This is a genomic window from Sphingobacterium sp. SG20118 (genome assembly GCF_044740685.1).
Classification (GTDB): Bacteria; Bacteroidota; Bacteroidia; order Sphingobacteriales; family Sphingobacteriaceae; genus Sphingobacterium.
Genome location: NZ_CP172826.1, coordinates 3608189 through 3621776, shown reverse-complemented (window position 1 = coordinate 3621776; position 13588 = coordinate 3608189). Strand labels below are relative to the sequence as shown.

The 13588-nt window shown below is 35.3% G+C and carries 14 protein-coding genes; 5 read left to right on the top strand and 9 right to left on the bottom strand.

Going from position 1 to position 13588, the window contains the following annotated elements:
* Positions 1-274: 274 nt before the first annotated feature.
* On the bottom strand, positions 275-469 hold the full coding sequence (locus ACFX5U_RS16685; RefSeq protein ID WP_038700199.1) for a cold-shock protein: 195 nt from the start codon (positions 467-469) through the stop codon (positions 275-277).
* A 589-nt stretch (positions 470-1058) separates the two neighbouring features.
* Here ACFX5U_RS16685 and ACFX5U_RS16680 point away from each other — a divergent pair.
* The 3 genes from ACFX5U_RS16680 (at position 1059) to ACFX5U_RS16670 (ending at position 5136) form a co-directional block, all read left to right on the top strand.
* A complete protein-coding gene (locus tag ACFX5U_RS16680) occupies positions 1059-3041 on the top strand; it encodes a sialate O-acetylesterase (RefSeq protein WP_400261505.1) in 1983 nt (660 codons plus the stop codon).
* A gap of 349 nt (positions 3042-3390) precedes the next feature.
* On the top strand, positions 3391-4230 hold the full coding sequence (locus ACFX5U_RS16675; protein WP_400261504.1) for a universal stress protein: 840 nt from the start codon (positions 3391-3393) through the stop codon (positions 4228-4230).
* Positions 4231-4542: 312 nt separating this feature from the next.
* Positions 4543-5136, top strand: coding sequence for a TIGR00730 family Rossman fold protein (locus tag ACFX5U_RS16670; RefSeq protein WP_280565853.1), 594 nt, complete (start codon positions 4543-4545; stop codon positions 5134-5136).
* 278 nt (positions 5137-5414) lie between these two features.
* Here the strand turns inward: ACFX5U_RS16670 and ACFX5U_RS16665 are convergent, their stop codons facing one another.
* Entirely contained in the window at positions 5415-5804 is a 390-nt protein-coding gene (locus tag ACFX5U_RS16665) for a hypothetical protein (RefSeq protein ID WP_400261503.1), read from the bottom strand.
* A 933-nt stretch (positions 5805-6737) separates the two neighbouring features.
* Here ACFX5U_RS16665 and ACFX5U_RS16660 point away from each other — a divergent pair.
* Both ACFX5U_RS16660 and ACFX5U_RS16655 read left to right on the top strand, forming a co-directional pair.
* Positions 6738-7460, top strand: a complete 723-nt coding sequence (locus ACFX5U_RS16660; protein ID WP_038700106.1) for a ferritin-like domain-containing protein — start codon at positions 6738-6740, stop codon at positions 7458-7460.
* 18 nt (positions 7461-7478) lie between these two features.
* Positions 7479-8312: a ferritin-like domain-containing protein gene (locus ACFX5U_RS16655; RefSeq protein ID WP_400261502.1), complete on the top strand. Its 834-nt coding sequence runs from the start codon at positions 7479-7481 to the stop codon at positions 8310-8312.
* A gap of 66 nt (positions 8313-8378) precedes the next feature.
* Here the strand turns inward: ACFX5U_RS16655 and ACFX5U_RS16650 are convergent, their stop codons facing one another.
* The 7 genes from ACFX5U_RS16650 to ACFX5U_RS16620 form a co-directional block, all read right to left on the bottom strand.
* Positions 8379-9188 carry an anti-sigma factor domain-containing protein gene (locus ACFX5U_RS16650; protein ID WP_400261501.1) on the bottom strand — a complete coding sequence of 270 codons (810 nt, stop codon included), beginning with the start codon at positions 9186-9188 and terminating at the stop codon, positions 8379-8381.
* Between the two features lie 2 nt (positions 9189-9190).
* Positions 9191-9757 (bottom strand): RNA polymerase sigma factor, encoded by a 567-nt coding sequence (locus ACFX5U_RS16645; protein ID WP_400261500.1) that lies wholly within the window; start codon positions 9755-9757, stop codon positions 9191-9193.
* 71 nt (positions 9758-9828) lie between these two features.
* Positions 9829-10356 (bottom strand): isopentenyl-diphosphate Delta-isomerase, encoded by a 528-nt coding sequence (idi, locus tag ACFX5U_RS16640; protein WP_400261499.1) that lies wholly within the window; start codon positions 10354-10356, stop codon positions 9829-9831.
* Between the two features lie 29 nt (positions 10357-10385).
* Positions 10386-11681 carry a cryptochrome/photolyase family protein gene (locus ACFX5U_RS16635; RefSeq protein WP_400261498.1) on the bottom strand — a complete coding sequence of 432 codons (1296 nt, stop codon included), beginning with the start codon at positions 11679-11681 and terminating at the stop codon, positions 10386-10388.
* Positions 11671-12237, bottom strand: a complete 567-nt coding sequence (locus ACFX5U_RS16630) for a lipocalin family protein (protein WP_400261497.1) — start codon at positions 12235-12237, stop codon at positions 11671-11673. The genes ACFX5U_RS16635 and ACFX5U_RS16630 overlap by 11 nt, the downstream gene beginning before the upstream one ends.
* Positions 12221-12922: a lycopene cyclase domain-containing protein gene (locus ACFX5U_RS16625; protein ID WP_400261496.1), complete on the bottom strand. Its 702-nt coding sequence runs from the start codon at positions 12920-12922 to the stop codon at positions 12221-12223. The genes ACFX5U_RS16630 and ACFX5U_RS16625 overlap by 17 nt, the downstream gene beginning before the upstream one ends.
* On the bottom strand, positions 12922-13377 hold the full coding sequence (locus ACFX5U_RS16620) for a sterol desaturase family protein (RefSeq protein ID WP_038700092.1): 456 nt from the start codon (positions 13375-13377) through the stop codon (positions 12922-12924). The genes ACFX5U_RS16625 and ACFX5U_RS16620 overlap by 1 nt, the downstream gene beginning before the upstream one ends.
* Between the last annotated feature and the right edge of the window lie 211 nt (positions 13378-13588).

The following is a 13588-nucleotide window of genomic DNA, read 5'->3' as shown; positions in this document are numbered from 1 at the left end:
AACCGCGGAAATAAATATTTCTTTATCACTTTAGGTGATTGTTAGCGCCTTTCAGTCTAATGGCCAATTTAATTACCGATAATACTCGATTAGAATGGTAGTTTTGAGCAATTATATGTTTGTGGGTATATCTATTGTACAGGAGCAAATATGAGATGTAAGCTACTATGCTTGTCAGAGAGGGAGGTTATATATCAAAAAAATGTAGTAAACAACCACAGGTGCCATTTACTACATTGAAAATTGGAGAATCTAAGATAATTCTCCAATTCATTTATCTTGCTACGCGTACATTGAATGCGTTAACACCTTTTTGACCGTTTTCTACTTCAAATGTTACGCTTTCATTTTCGCGTATATCATCGATTAGACCAGATGAATGTACAAATACATCTTGACCACCATTTGCAGGTGTTATAAAACCGAAACCTTTGGTAACGTTAAAGAATTTTACTGTTCCTTCTTGCATTATATTATTGTTTTTATTAAAAATTATTTAATTCTAAACTAATGTCATGTATGACTTCCATTAGTTAATCGATCTGCTAGCAAGAAAAGGATGTTTGTATTTTTGAAGATTGAAAAAGAGTCAAGCTCAAGAGTACTGCGGACTTTTTATGTATAACAAAAATTGGCAGCTGAAGAGAGCACGTATGACTAATTTGGATAAACTTAAATAAGTCAGATGAGCGCAGACAGAGCCTGATTCTAAAACAAATGTAAGTATAATATATTGAAAATCAAATTATTTATTTTTTTTAAGACATAATTGAATTGCTATTGTCTTATCAAAACGTCTTGATAATTATTATAAACATATATTCTTTGTACTTCCCGCCTAAACGATTTCTGTATCGTTTTTTTAGCGATTTACATTAAATAAATTTTTTAATATTTATTTGGAACACTTAATTTTAGGGGGTGATTTTTGCATAAAACAGAATTGGCAAAACAAGATGAATACGTATTTATGTTTAAATTTATGATTCATTACTCTAGTACCCTCAAAGGGTTCTTTAATACCCATATTTTTTAATGATTTAATAAAAAACAAACCAATGAAAATCAATAATTATAAAAAAATGATATTATCGTTGATACTCGGGTTTGCTGTAGCATCGACGGTGCAAGCCAAAGTAGAGTTACCAGCATTCATGGGTGATAATATGGTTTTGCAGCAGAAGGAAAAAGTTAAATTTTGGGGTAGTAGTACTTTCCCTAATGGCAGAGTAAAAGTTAGGACCAGTTGGAATAATAAAAGCTACGAAACTCAGGTCTCGGCAGCGGGGCAGTGGGAAGTGTATCTTGAAACCCCAACATACGGTGGACCATTTCAAATTACGATTGATGACGGTGATCGTTTGACGTTAAATAATATCCTTATTGGTGAAGTTTGGTTCTGTTCTGGACAATCTAATATGGAGATGCCGCTAGCTGGTTGGGGGCAAATAAAAAATTACCAACAAGAAATAAATACAGCTAATTTTCCCAATATTCGAATTCTACAGATACCCAAGTCCACATCCACTCGTCCTACTTCAAATACCAAAGTCGAAGCAGGAGGCTGGAATGCTGTCACTCCAGAGCATATTCCAGAATTCTCGGCTACGGCCTATTTCTTTGCACGTGAGATTTTTGAAAAAACAGGAGTACCCGTAGGGTTAATACATTCTTCTTGGGGCGGTACCATTATCGAAGCATGGATGAGTGCAGAAGCTTTATCCCCTTTTGAACAGTACAGCTCTGCTATCAATAAACTTCAGCATTCAGATGTTGAAGCAGTCTATAAACAAGAAATGGAAGAATGGAATGCTCTTGTAGAGCAGGCAGACAAAGGTAAGTCAGATGTGCATAGTGGGTGGTTAGCAAAACAAATCGATGTAAGTTCTTGGCACAATATTGTTATCCCTAGCTATTACGATAAAGAGTTGTTCCCTGGTATGGATGGCGTCATTTATTTTCGAAAAGAAATCAAGTTACCAGATCATTGGATTGGCAAAAACATCAAATTGATTTTGGGAACAGTCGATGACAATGACATAAGTTATGTCAATGGGCAGTTTGTAGGCCAGACCAATGGTTATAATCAGATTCGGAAATATTCAATTTCAAAAAATATCAATAATCAGTCAACACTCAGCGTTGCTGTTCGTGTATTTGATGGAGCTGGTGATGGAGGTATTTATGCAGGTTCAGAAAACCCTCGGTTGGAGGGACCGAACGGCGAGACTCTTTCTTTAGTTGGGGAATGGAAATGTAATGTAGCTCTCGATTTGAAACAATTACCTCCTATGCCTATACAACTGGATGGCCCCAATAGACCTACAGTGTTATTTAATGCGATGGTACAACCATTTGTAGACTTCAAGATTAAAGGGGCTATCTGGTATCAAGGTGAAAGCAATACAGATTATAGAGAAGCATCTTACAAGGAGCTATTGCCAGCGCTGATCAAAGACTGGAGACAGCAGTGGCAAACTGAAAATATGCCCTTTTATTTTGTACAATTGGCCAATTACAAGGAAAAACTTGCCCAGCCGCAAGCTTCCACATGGGCAAGTTTGAGAGAAGCGCAACTGGCTACGCTACAGATGCCAAACACCGGAATGGCGGTTATTGCAGATATTGGAGAAGCAGGGGATATTCACCCAAAGAATAAGCAAGAAGTAGGTCGTAGACTGGCTTTGATTGCTTTGCATAAACTTTATGGAAAAAAGATTCCCTATAGCGGTCCATTTTTAAAGAAATGGTATATAAAGGGAAATGAAGCTCAGCTTCACTTTGACCCTATGGGCAATAAATTAGTCCTCCAAGAATTTAATAAGAAAAGTGGAGGCTTTACGGTTGCTGGAAAAGACCAAGTCTTCTACCCTGCAGAGATTAAACAGCAAGGAAATAAACTGATAGTAAGTGCGCGGGAAGTAGCGGCTCCAGTAGCTATACGGTATGGGTGGGCCGACAATCCCGATTTAGTTTTATACAATGAGGCCGGTTTACCAGCCTCTCCATTTCGGACCGATAATTGGAATTTGGAAAAATAAAAGATGCTGTTGTAATCATATTTATAGTGTATACTATTCCTGTCAGGGGCTAAAAAAAGTAGTATATTTTTCAATTAAACATACTTTTTGAAAAAACAATAATAGCGACAAAAGTCAATTCGTTGAGATGGGAGGTTTTCTTGGTTCAAGTATTTCAGCGAATTGAAATAGATAACCCATATTTCTCCCTAAGCAATAAAAATCGATTCATGTCAATTTTAAAACCTATTTATTACAGGATAAAAAGTGATGCGATTATTTTTTCGAATTGGCAAACTAATGCTATTGTATAATTGTTTTGAATGTAGTATGTATATTATTGTCACAATGAATATAAGACATCAATATTATGGAAACAATTGTTTATTTAACAGATTTTTCTGTTCCTGCTCGGCACGCCTTTGATCAATTATTGACCATTGCAAAACAGACGGGAATCAAAAGAGTGATTATGTATCATTCTTTTGCGTATGTAAATGGCGGATTTTACAATGTCGGGGACTTCATGCCCCCTCCTCCATTAATTGATGACACAGATATTGAAGATGTGGAAGCCAAATTTCATCTGTTAAAACAGGAGTTATTGAATGTCTCTCCATTTACAAAAGTGGAAACCCGACACGATAGTTTGGCGGTTATTGAAGGTGTTCGGCGAATTGCTCAACATGAGCATATAGAACTTGTTGTTGTGGGGATGAGGGGTAGTGATGATAAAGGGAAAAACAGTATTGGTACCACAACTAACGAGCTTATACAAGCACATGCTTATAATCTGTTATTGGTTCCGGAAATGGATGCAATAGCTATATTTAAAAATGCACTTCTTGCAGTAGATCTATCTCATTTGAAGGAAAGGTTGCCCGTTAAGGCAATTCTCCGATTGCAAGAGTTTTTAAAGTTAAAGTGGCATGTTGTTAATGTGAGTATCGAAGGTAAACATACAGCAGCTGAATTGGTAGAAGAGCAGTCTTTTTTACATTCGAGTTTAGATAGTCTTGAACCCAGCTATTCCTATTTAGATGGAGAAGATTTCGTTGAAAGGCTAAGTTCTTATGTTTACGATCATGATATCGATGTATTGATAACCGTACCTCGGAAATTGGGATTCTTTGCCAATTTCTTTCAAAAACGCGCTTCAAAAAAATTGGCAGTCTATACGAAGGTTCCAATTTTAATGTTAATATCCTAAGTGTTGCTTACTATATAGTCAATATTTCTTTCACATATTACATTTGGATAAACTGTTCTTTATGGTGATAAGGTTATATTGACTTCAGCGCTCATCTCAGTTTATGGGCCAATTTAAACGTATAATGCTTTTCATATATTCGCTACTATGAATACTTCTTTTCATATAATACTTGGCTTACAGCTTATTTGACTAGTTTTAAGAATAGGAAAAGATAATCTTAGCTCGTTACTAAATAAGCTATTTTATCTAAACATAAAGAAGTAAATCTATATTTGTATTTAATAAAAAAGTTCAGAATTATTTCTAGTTATGATGGATAAGGTTAAAAGTATCGTTGTTTTTTGTGCTTCAAGTTTGGGTATTAATAATTGTTATGAAGAACAAGCTATGCATGTTGGACATGTCTTTGCACAGCGCGGCATTCGTTTGGTATATGGCGGTGGACGGGTAGGTTTAATGGGAGCAGTTGCTAACGGAGCATTGGCAAAAGGAGGTGAAGTAATCGGGATAATCCCACACTTTCTTAATTCAAAAGAGAGGGAACATACTGGTGTTACGGAATTAATTACGGTAGATACTATGCATGATCGTAAACGTATCATGAATGACTATTCGGACGGTATTATCGCCCTTCCTGGTGGATTCGGCACACTAGAAGAGCTTTTTGAAATGATAACTTGGGGACAGCTTGGTTTGCATAAGAAGCCAGTAGGAATCCTGAATACGAATGGATTTTACGATTATTTGATCCAGTTTGTTGCACATATGACCTCCGAAGGATTATTGAAGAAAGAGAACCAAGAGATGCTGTTGGTAGCGGATAATATTGAAGATTTGCTCGAGAAGATGGAATGTTATGTAGCACCTAAGTTGACTAAATGGATTGAGAAAGATGAGATTTAAATCATGATTTTCGATAAAATAATCTCTAATATTTTCTCTTTAAAAGAATCATAAGTACTGTTTTATATATAATTTAAGTATCGCTGAGCCGAAAGTGCTTTCCATGGACGATTTATTGGTATTGGCCTATGAAGATAGATGACTTCATTTGACTTAAATATTGAAAATGTTTTTAATAGAATTGTTTTGGTATTAATTTTAATATTATTTGCAGTTGTATGGGGAGTGTGACCCTAATCGGGTCTGACTCCCCATATATTTTTACAATGTGTAGGATATTAACTTTTTTGCCCTTCGAAATATTCTCTCACAAAAGCATGCTGCTGGTTATCTGTCATTTTATCGGCCGCTCTGATTTCAATCTTGATATCTGAATATTGATGGTCTCCTTTAAGTGTGTTATATAATTCATTTTTCGCTTCTGTTGGACCGAAAATAAGAACTTCATCATACTGTTTGATGATTTCCGCTATTTCCTTGTAATAATCTGACAGTTCCCCCTGTTCCTTATTATGCATGGTGCTTTCACTCCGTTTCAGAGTCTCTTCCTTATCCTGATGGGTAAAGTTACATTCGATTATTTTTGTCACAATAGGATTGCCTGTGTACTCCATTAAATTGGCTACCGAATGGTCCATCCATATTCCGATTTTAGTCTTTTTTGTCATAATCATATATTTTAAGTAGTCCCTGCATTATCAAAATTTCAGTTTAAGCAGAATGGTGTTTTTCATCATGAAATGATACCGACCTGTGGGGATATCAACAATTTTGAAGATCATTTTGTTTTAATTACCAAGGCAATAACCTATTAAAAATACATCAGTTTTTTGAGGAGTAGGTTAAATATCTACAGTTCTATCATCTGTCTTGATATCGTATTGTTCAATAACGATCTAGAATCTCGGTTTTTTTAACCATTGTAAATAATTTTCTCTTATGACTTTAGAATAAACCATAAATTAAGTAAATATTAAAATAAATTATGATATTTTTTTATGGATTTTAAGGTACTTCATGAAAAACTATCAGAAAACTTTGTTTCGCTGTCGTATTTTAGTTAACGAGCCTGTATATTCGATACCATCGAAAAGCTCCTAAGCTTATGTTCTGTAGGTACCTGCTTCGTACTTTATTCGTACCTGCTTCGGAGTTTTTACTATCCTAGAATCACCTTCTAATTACCTTTTAATACCGATTGCTTGGTGAAGGGGTGTTTGGGGGATGTGCCAGCGATGTGTGAGAGGTGGGTAAGGGCCGAAGCTGGTACCTATCTGGTACCTATACTGTCTATTGTTGTTCTAAAAAAGCCAATTAGGCATTCCTAAATTAATGCTCGAGAATGTTCTGCTTGTCGAAAGCTATTCATGTATCGTAGGGCTTAAATAGCTGTTATTGACGAGTGGACGATGCGTTAGGATAGGAAGTTACCTATGGAATTGTCTTTTGGTATGTATGGTCTGTTGGTAGAAGGCTTTTATATCCCTATAAAAAGTTTGTATTAATATTTTTTCTTAAATATCATTTTCAGCAATCCAAAACATAAAGAGTTCTCGTATATAGGTTTAAAGACTAAAATTATACACTAAAACGAATATGTTATGGAAAAATTGTCATCTCAAAAAGAGTGTTTAATCGATAAAGAAGAACATCTCGATAAAAAAGACCTTCGGAGAAGGGATTTCTTAAAATTTACCGGTGCAGGATTAGCTGGTGTCGCATTATTGGGCGTAGTTGGTTGTAAAAAAGATCGTCACGATGATGACGATATGGGTGCTGATGGTTTTTATTTTGGTAGTGGCGATATCGCAATCTTAAATTATGCTTACGCATTGGAACAGCTGGAAGCTGAATTTTATATGCAAGTGGTAAATAGTCCTTATTCAGGTATTTCAGATCTGGAGAAGACTTACTTTACGGATATTAGAGATCATGAGATTGCGCATCGTGAGTTTTTTAAAAAAGCGCTTGGTGCCAAGGCTATTTCAAGTTTGGAATTTAACCTTTCGGGGATTAATTTTTCAAGTCGTGAAAGTGTCCTAGGTACGGCGAAAACTTTTGAAGATCTAGGCGTATCGGCCTATAATGGTGCAGGTTGGTTGATTAAAGATACTGGATATCTACTTTTAGCGGGGAAAATAGTATCTGTGGAGGCTAGACATGCTGCTTTAATCCGAGATTTAATTGATAACGGTAGTTTTGCAAATCAAGAAGTCATTAATTCAAATGGTCTTGATCTTGCAAAAAGTCCTACTCAGGTACTTCAAGCTGCAGCTCCATTTATCAAATCGAAAATTGATGTAAAGGATTTACCCACTTATTAACCTTTAAATTTTATTGTTATGAATCTTTTAAATGTATTTGACGAAATAAATAATGTTGATCCGGAATTTACCGATCGCATTAATCCACGCAGAGAAGTTATTCGGAATATGGCTTCTTTTGGAAAAAAGGTCACCTTGGCTTCTTTGCCCTTTTTTATAAATAATCTATTTACGAAAGCTTATGGTGCTACGGCACCAACAGATGTCAATGGTGTGTTGAACTATGCATTAACTTTGGAGTATCTTGAAGCAGAATACTATACTATGGGTGTAGCAGCTCCTAATCTGATTCCTGCAGGTAGACCGTTAGGAGCAATAACAACCATTCGTGATCATGAAAATGCACATGTCAAATTTTTGAAACAGGTATTGGGAGATAAAGCTGTTTCTAAACCTACGTTTGATTTTACTGCGGGAGGTACGTTTGCCAATGTCTTTAGCGATTATGATACCTTCTTGGCTTTGGCACAAGCTTTTGAAGATACTGGTGTACGTGCTTATAAGGGGCAAGCGGGTATATTAGTCGGAAATAGGGTTGTACTAACGGCTGCATTACAGATCCATTCTGTCGAAGCTCGCCACGCATCGCACATTCGCCAGATGCGTAGGGCAAGGGGTGGTGCAGCGGCTAATCAAAAACCTTGGATAACTGGTGCAAATGATAGCGGAATTGGTGCTGTTGTGGATCCTGTATATATGGGGGAAGATAATAAAGTGCAAGGAGGTGTTGACATAACAACTTTGAAGGGCGCGATGGGAAATATATCCCTAGCTACTGCAACACAATCTTTTGATGAACCTTTAGCTGCTGAGGCCGTATTGAATATTGCGCAATTATTTATTAAAAATTAGTGTGTAATTTTAAAGAGAGAGTTTCTGATCCAATATGGATTGGGAGCTCTTTTTTTAACTTCAGTATTAAATAGTGCCCATCACACATAATTCTGAAAGTGTAGGGGTAGGTTTGCCGCCCTCATCCTCTAATGTAATGGCAAATGCTTGTGCTTTCGGTATATTGGTCATCTTACTCAGGTCTATTGTTTTTGAATCTAATGGGAATATGCCTGCATCTACAGGCTTACCGTCTACCATGGCCCAGAGTTGATATTGTTTTCCTTGTGGAGGTGTTGGCATCTTATCCAGACTCAAATATACTTCAGCTGTTTCTTGGTTCCAGAATACAACTGCAGCTAATGTCGGTTTATTTTCTACGCCTTTTAGTAAAATCTTCTTTACGTTGGAATCTTGAAGCAATGCTAACCTGTCATACAGCTGATTAAGAGCTTGTTTTTGTGTGTTTTTTTCTGTTATTAACTTGACAATTTCTGTTTTATGGTTTTCATTGTTCCAATATAAATATAGATTTGTACCGATACTAACGGCCAATAATACACTTGCCGCAATAGCCCATTGATATCTTGATGGCTTGTTAGCTGTTTCGATGCTATTATCAATTGTTGTTGAAGCTGATTGATGATTTTGATGCTCTTCTATTACTGATCCTTCACCTTTGATTTTAGACCATATGGAATCTTTTAATTTTGCAGGGGGGTCCATTGCTTGTGCATCGGCAAGCAATTCGAATGTAATCTGTGCATCTATAATTGCCTGTTGCACTTCGCGGTTATTTTTCGAAATACAGGTCAATATGCTTATTTCTTCTTCAGAAGCAAGCCCCAAGACGTAAGATTCAATGATCCCTGATGATATGTATTCTTTAATATCCAAAATTATTGATATTCTTTTAACAACTGCTGCAACTGTAAAAGTGCAGACCGTGTACGTGTTTTTATTGTACCTAATGCAATATCGAGGTGTTCAGCAATTTCTTGCTGTGTATATCCTTCATAGTAAGCCAGCTCGATTAAAATACGCCATTCTGGCCTAAGTTGATCTAGTACGTTCTTAAATCCAATGTAATCTAATTTTTTAACTTGATCCAACTGCGAATAATTTTGTTCCTCATTACTATTTACGATATTAGATAGCGACTGGTTTTTTTGATCATTTTTTACATTTTTAGATTTGTTATAATCTATAGCCGTATTGCGTGCAATGTTGATCATCCAGGTATAGAGTCTCCCTTTATCGGCATCAAATAAATCTAAATATTTCCAAATCTTCATAAATACATCCTGAATTACTTCATCTGCATAATTATTGTATGGTATTATGCGGAAAACAACTCCATATAATGCTTTCGAATAATTATCATAAAGATAATTAAAAGCACGTTGATCTTTTCTCTTTAATAAAGTGATCAATGTTTCTTCCGAAAGATTATGTAAAGGGCTCAAGTTTACCTAGGTGTATAAGATTGTATATATAAATATGATGATAATATTTGATGGAAACAAGTAATTACTATTTAAAGTACATTTTTTTCCATATCAATAATGACTTGTGGTAATGCGATTTTGAACCAAGAGGTATAAATTTCTGGACTATTTTTGATATCTTCCAAAATTTCACTCAAGCTCATCCATTTATAGTCCTGCACCTCATCTTTGTTTATGTTTGGCTCACCAGCTATATAGCCTGTAAAGACATGGTCATATTCATGTTCTATCAAGTTGTTTTCAACTTCGGATTTGTAAACAAAAGCATGTGAAAATTTCAACGTGCTCTGTAATCCCATTTCATGATTTAACCGCTCTTCTGCACTAGTTAAGACATCTTCTCCCGGTTGTGGATGCGAACAACAGGTATTTGTCCACAAACCGGCACCGTGATATTTTTGCTCTGCTCTTTGCTGTAGCAATAACTCCCCCTTATTATTAAAGATAAAAACCGAAAATGCTCTATGTAAATGACCTTGTTTATGGGCATCAATTTTGACCATTTCACCTAATACGCTGTCATTTTCATCGACCAGAATTACTTTATTTCTTTCCATTTTTATAATTATTAAGATGTAAGATAATTTTATTTTAATGCTTCTCCAAATACTTGCAACGCTCTGTCTCTTGCGAATTTATGTTCAACGATCGGGTGTGGATAGGCGTCTGTTCCAAACTCAGGAACCCATTTGTGGATATAAGTGAAATTTTTATCAAACTTTTCGGCTTGAATTGTGGGGTTGAACACTCTGAAATAAGGGGCTGCATCACAACCTGAACCTGCTGCCCATTGCCAATTACCATTATTGGCAGATAGGTCATAATCATTCAGATTTTGTGCAAAATAAGCTTCACCCCAACGCCAATCTAGCAGTAGATGCTTGCATAAAAAGCTCGCCACAATCATTCGGACCCGATTGTGCATAAATCCAGTTTCGTTAAGCTGCCTCATGCCCGCATCAACAATCGGGTATCCTGTTTTTCCTTGGCACCACAATTCAAATGTTTGTTCATCATCGCGCCATTGGATATAATCATATTGTTTTTTAAAGGATTGATTAACGACTCTGGGAAAATGATAAAGGATTTGCATAAAAAATTCCCTCCAAATCAATTCAGACAACCAGGTTTGATTATGTGCTAAACCAAATCTGACACATTTACGGATACTGATGGTGCCAAAACGTAAAGCAATACCTAATTGCGTTGTTTTTTGAAGGGCAGGGTAATCTCTGAATTGATCATATTCATCAATAATCAAGGAATCTAATGTTGGAAGGTTGAAAAGGTACTCTGTTTTTTCAAAACCGATGTCATGCAAAGAAAGGATTATTGAGCGTGTCTGTTTGTAAAAATTTGTGAAATTTATTTCTAATGATTGATAATTTTTAGGGCTTAAATTTTCTCTCCATTTTTTTGAATATGGTGTATAAACCGTATAAGGGCTGCCATCTTTCTTTAGAATATCATTTTTGTCAAAAATGACTTGGTCTTTATAGGCCTTAAAAGGAATGTTTTTATTAGCAAAAAAATCATAGATTTCCGTATCTCGAGCAATGGCTTGCGGTTCGTAATCACGGTTACAATAAACGGCTTGAATAGCAAACTCATCAGCAAGTATTTTGTAGATTTCTAATGGATTGCCATGAAAGGTCTTCAAAGTTGAACCCAGTGAATTCAATTCTAGATTAATGTTTGTTAAGGCTTGATGGATATAATCTACCCTTCTATCTTTTTTATTCTCCAATTTATCCAAGATAGCTTGATCGAATATAAAAATGGGCACAACGGGGAATGCTGAAGAAAGTGCGTGGTATAAACCTACATTATCTTCCAACCGTAGATCTCTGCGAAACCAGAATAGGGATACTTTATTTTTCATTCAGATAAGGGTTGTTGTTTCTATCGTGCTTGATCCATAGTAACTTCTTCGTGTCGTAACCTATCTGAGTCGCTATGTCTAAAAAATTTGACTTCACTTCTTCTGGTATAGTTTTGTTTCTAGATAAGATCCATAAATAATCTAAATTCTTTCCTGCAATCAGTCCGTATTGGTAGTCATCATCTAATGCAATCACATTATATCCCGAATAGAAAGGTCCAAAAAAGCTCACCTTTAGTGCACCAATGGTTTTATCTCCTCTGAACTTCGCTAAGCCATCCGCTTTTTTCCATTCATTCTTTTTAAAATTATAGCCGCTATTCAGGACAACTACATTTCCTTTTTCATTTAAGCTATATTGTGCCGAAGTATTATCTAAGTCTTTTTCAAATCGAAAATCAAATCGTGCAATTTCATACCATGTACCGAGATAACGGTTGACATCAAAATTTTGAATGGCCGTGGCGCTTTTTGGAATGGATGTACAGGAAAAAAAGAGTGTTGATATACTAATAAGAAAAACCGTCGGAATAATCCATTTATTTTGTAAATTCATTTTGTTGTTTTTGAAAGAGTTTAAAAAAATATAGAACTAATAAGAATTGTGTATAGCCATAGACAGCATCTTCAATAGGAATCGTTAGGATACGAAACCCTAAAAAATCTTTAGGATTATAATTTACAATAGGAGAGTCTAAGCCGAAACCTGTCAATATACCATTTACTGGAAAAAAACCTAACATCAATATGCTGAAAACCAAAGATGCCTTTCCAATCCAATCTACCCGAGCTATAAAATGTAAATATAGGAGGGTGGTTATCGTAATTACAGCGGTAGTAAGGGTATAAATTTTATCGTGATGCAAAAGAGCAATTACTGAACAAGTAATCACACTGATGAAAACGACAATATTATTCAAAGCACTTAACCAATCTAGTTTGAAAAATTTGTCAAAACAGAAATAAGTGAAAATACAGGAAAATGGAATGAGGAGAAAAAACAACCATTCTTCTAGTGGTAATCCTGCTAGGTTAAGGCCGAGTGTATAGTCTGTATTGAACCACCAAACACCCATTGATGTGAACCAGATATCCCAAGCGATAAAAGGTATGGCTACCAGTATGGAGGCTTTAAGGAAAGCGTCAAAGTGATGATTAAAAAGAATCCTTTTATCAAATGATGCGAAAAAGCAAATGATAATCGTGAAAAATAAAACCAAAGAATAGGTATATGCAGTCATTATTTTGGTGAATTAAAATACATTTTAAAATATTTGATAGGAACATATAAAAACCCAAAACATTCACCATTATGTTTATTAGTATGTTTATGATGCTGTTTATGAGCCCTACGTATTGCTAAGAAGTAAGGGTTCTTCGTTTTGGAAAAACACTTAATTCGCTGATGGATAAAGATATCGTGTACAAAAAAGTAGGCTATGCCGTAGAGCATGATTCCCAAACCAATATAAAATAGATGATTGAAATCTGCTAATGAACCATAATACATCAATATAATAGTCGGCAAGGCAAATATGACAAAGAAATAGTCGTTTTTTTCGAGTTTGCCTATGTTGCTGTGGTCGTGGTGGTCTTTGTGTAAAACCCATAATAAACCATGCATAATATATTTATGAATAAGCCAAGTAGCAGCTTCCATTAATATAAAAACAAAGAGTATAATTAAATAATTCATAATTATGATTTAACTCTGTTGAACATTTTTTCTAAAACTTCAAAACGATATTTGAAAATTTTATTTAATTTGTTTTTAACAAAAAGTTGATGTGCAATGGTACCCAATATTCCGAATGGTAGTTCATACGTTATTGTATCTTTTATTAAAACTCCTTTTTCATTCGGTAGAAACTCGTGAAAATGATTCCAATATTTATAAGGTCCTTGCT

What these genes read in the sequence shown, in the direction of transcription:
- ACFX5U_RS16685 (WP_038700199.1), bottom strand. Translation starts at nt 469, where the DNA reads ATGCAAGAAGGAACAGTAAAATTCTTTAACGTTACCAAAGGTTTCGGT.
- ACFX5U_RS16680 (WP_400261505.1), top strand. Translation starts at nt 1,059, where the DNA reads ATGAAAATCAATAATTATAAAAAAATGATATTATCGTTGATACTCGGG.
- ACFX5U_RS16675 (WP_400261504.1), top strand. Translation starts at nt 3,391, where the DNA reads ATGGAAACAATTGTTTATTTAACAGATTTTTCTGTTCCTGCTCGGCAC.
- ACFX5U_RS16670 (WP_280565853.1), top strand. Translation starts at nt 4,543, where the DNA reads ATGATGGATAAGGTTAAAAGTATCGTTGTTTTTTGTGCTTCAAGTTTG.
- ACFX5U_RS16665 (WP_400261503.1), bottom strand. Translation starts at nt 5,804, where the DNA reads ATGACAAAAAAGACTAAAATCGGAATATGGATGGACCATTCGGTAGCC.
- ACFX5U_RS16660 (WP_038700106.1), top strand. Translation starts at nt 6,738, where the DNA reads ATGGAAAAATTGTCATCTCAAAAAGAGTGTTTAATCGATAAAGAAGAA.
- ACFX5U_RS16655 (WP_400261502.1), top strand. Translation starts at nt 7,479, where the DNA reads ATGAATCTTTTAAATGTATTTGACGAAATAAATAATGTTGATCCGGAA.
- idi (WP_400261499.1), bottom strand. Translation starts at nt 10,356, where the DNA reads ATGGAAAGAAATAAAGTAATTCTGGTCGATGAAAATGACAGCGTATTA.
- ACFX5U_RS16635 (WP_400261498.1), bottom strand. Translation starts at nt 11,681, where the DNA reads ATGAAAAATAAAGTATCCCTATTCTGGTTTCGCAGAGATCTACGGTTG.
- ACFX5U_RS16630 (WP_400261497.1), bottom strand. Translation starts at nt 12,237, where the DNA reads ATGAATTTACAAAATAAATGGATTATTCCGACGGTTTTTCTTATTAGT.
- ACFX5U_RS16625 (WP_400261496.1), bottom strand. Translation starts at nt 12,922, where the DNA reads ATGACTGCATATACCTATTCTTTGGTTTTATTTTTCACGATTATCATT.
- ACFX5U_RS16620 (WP_038700092.1), bottom strand. Translation starts at nt 13,377, where the DNA reads ATGAATTATTTAATTATACTCTTTGTTTTTATATTAATGGAAGCTGCT.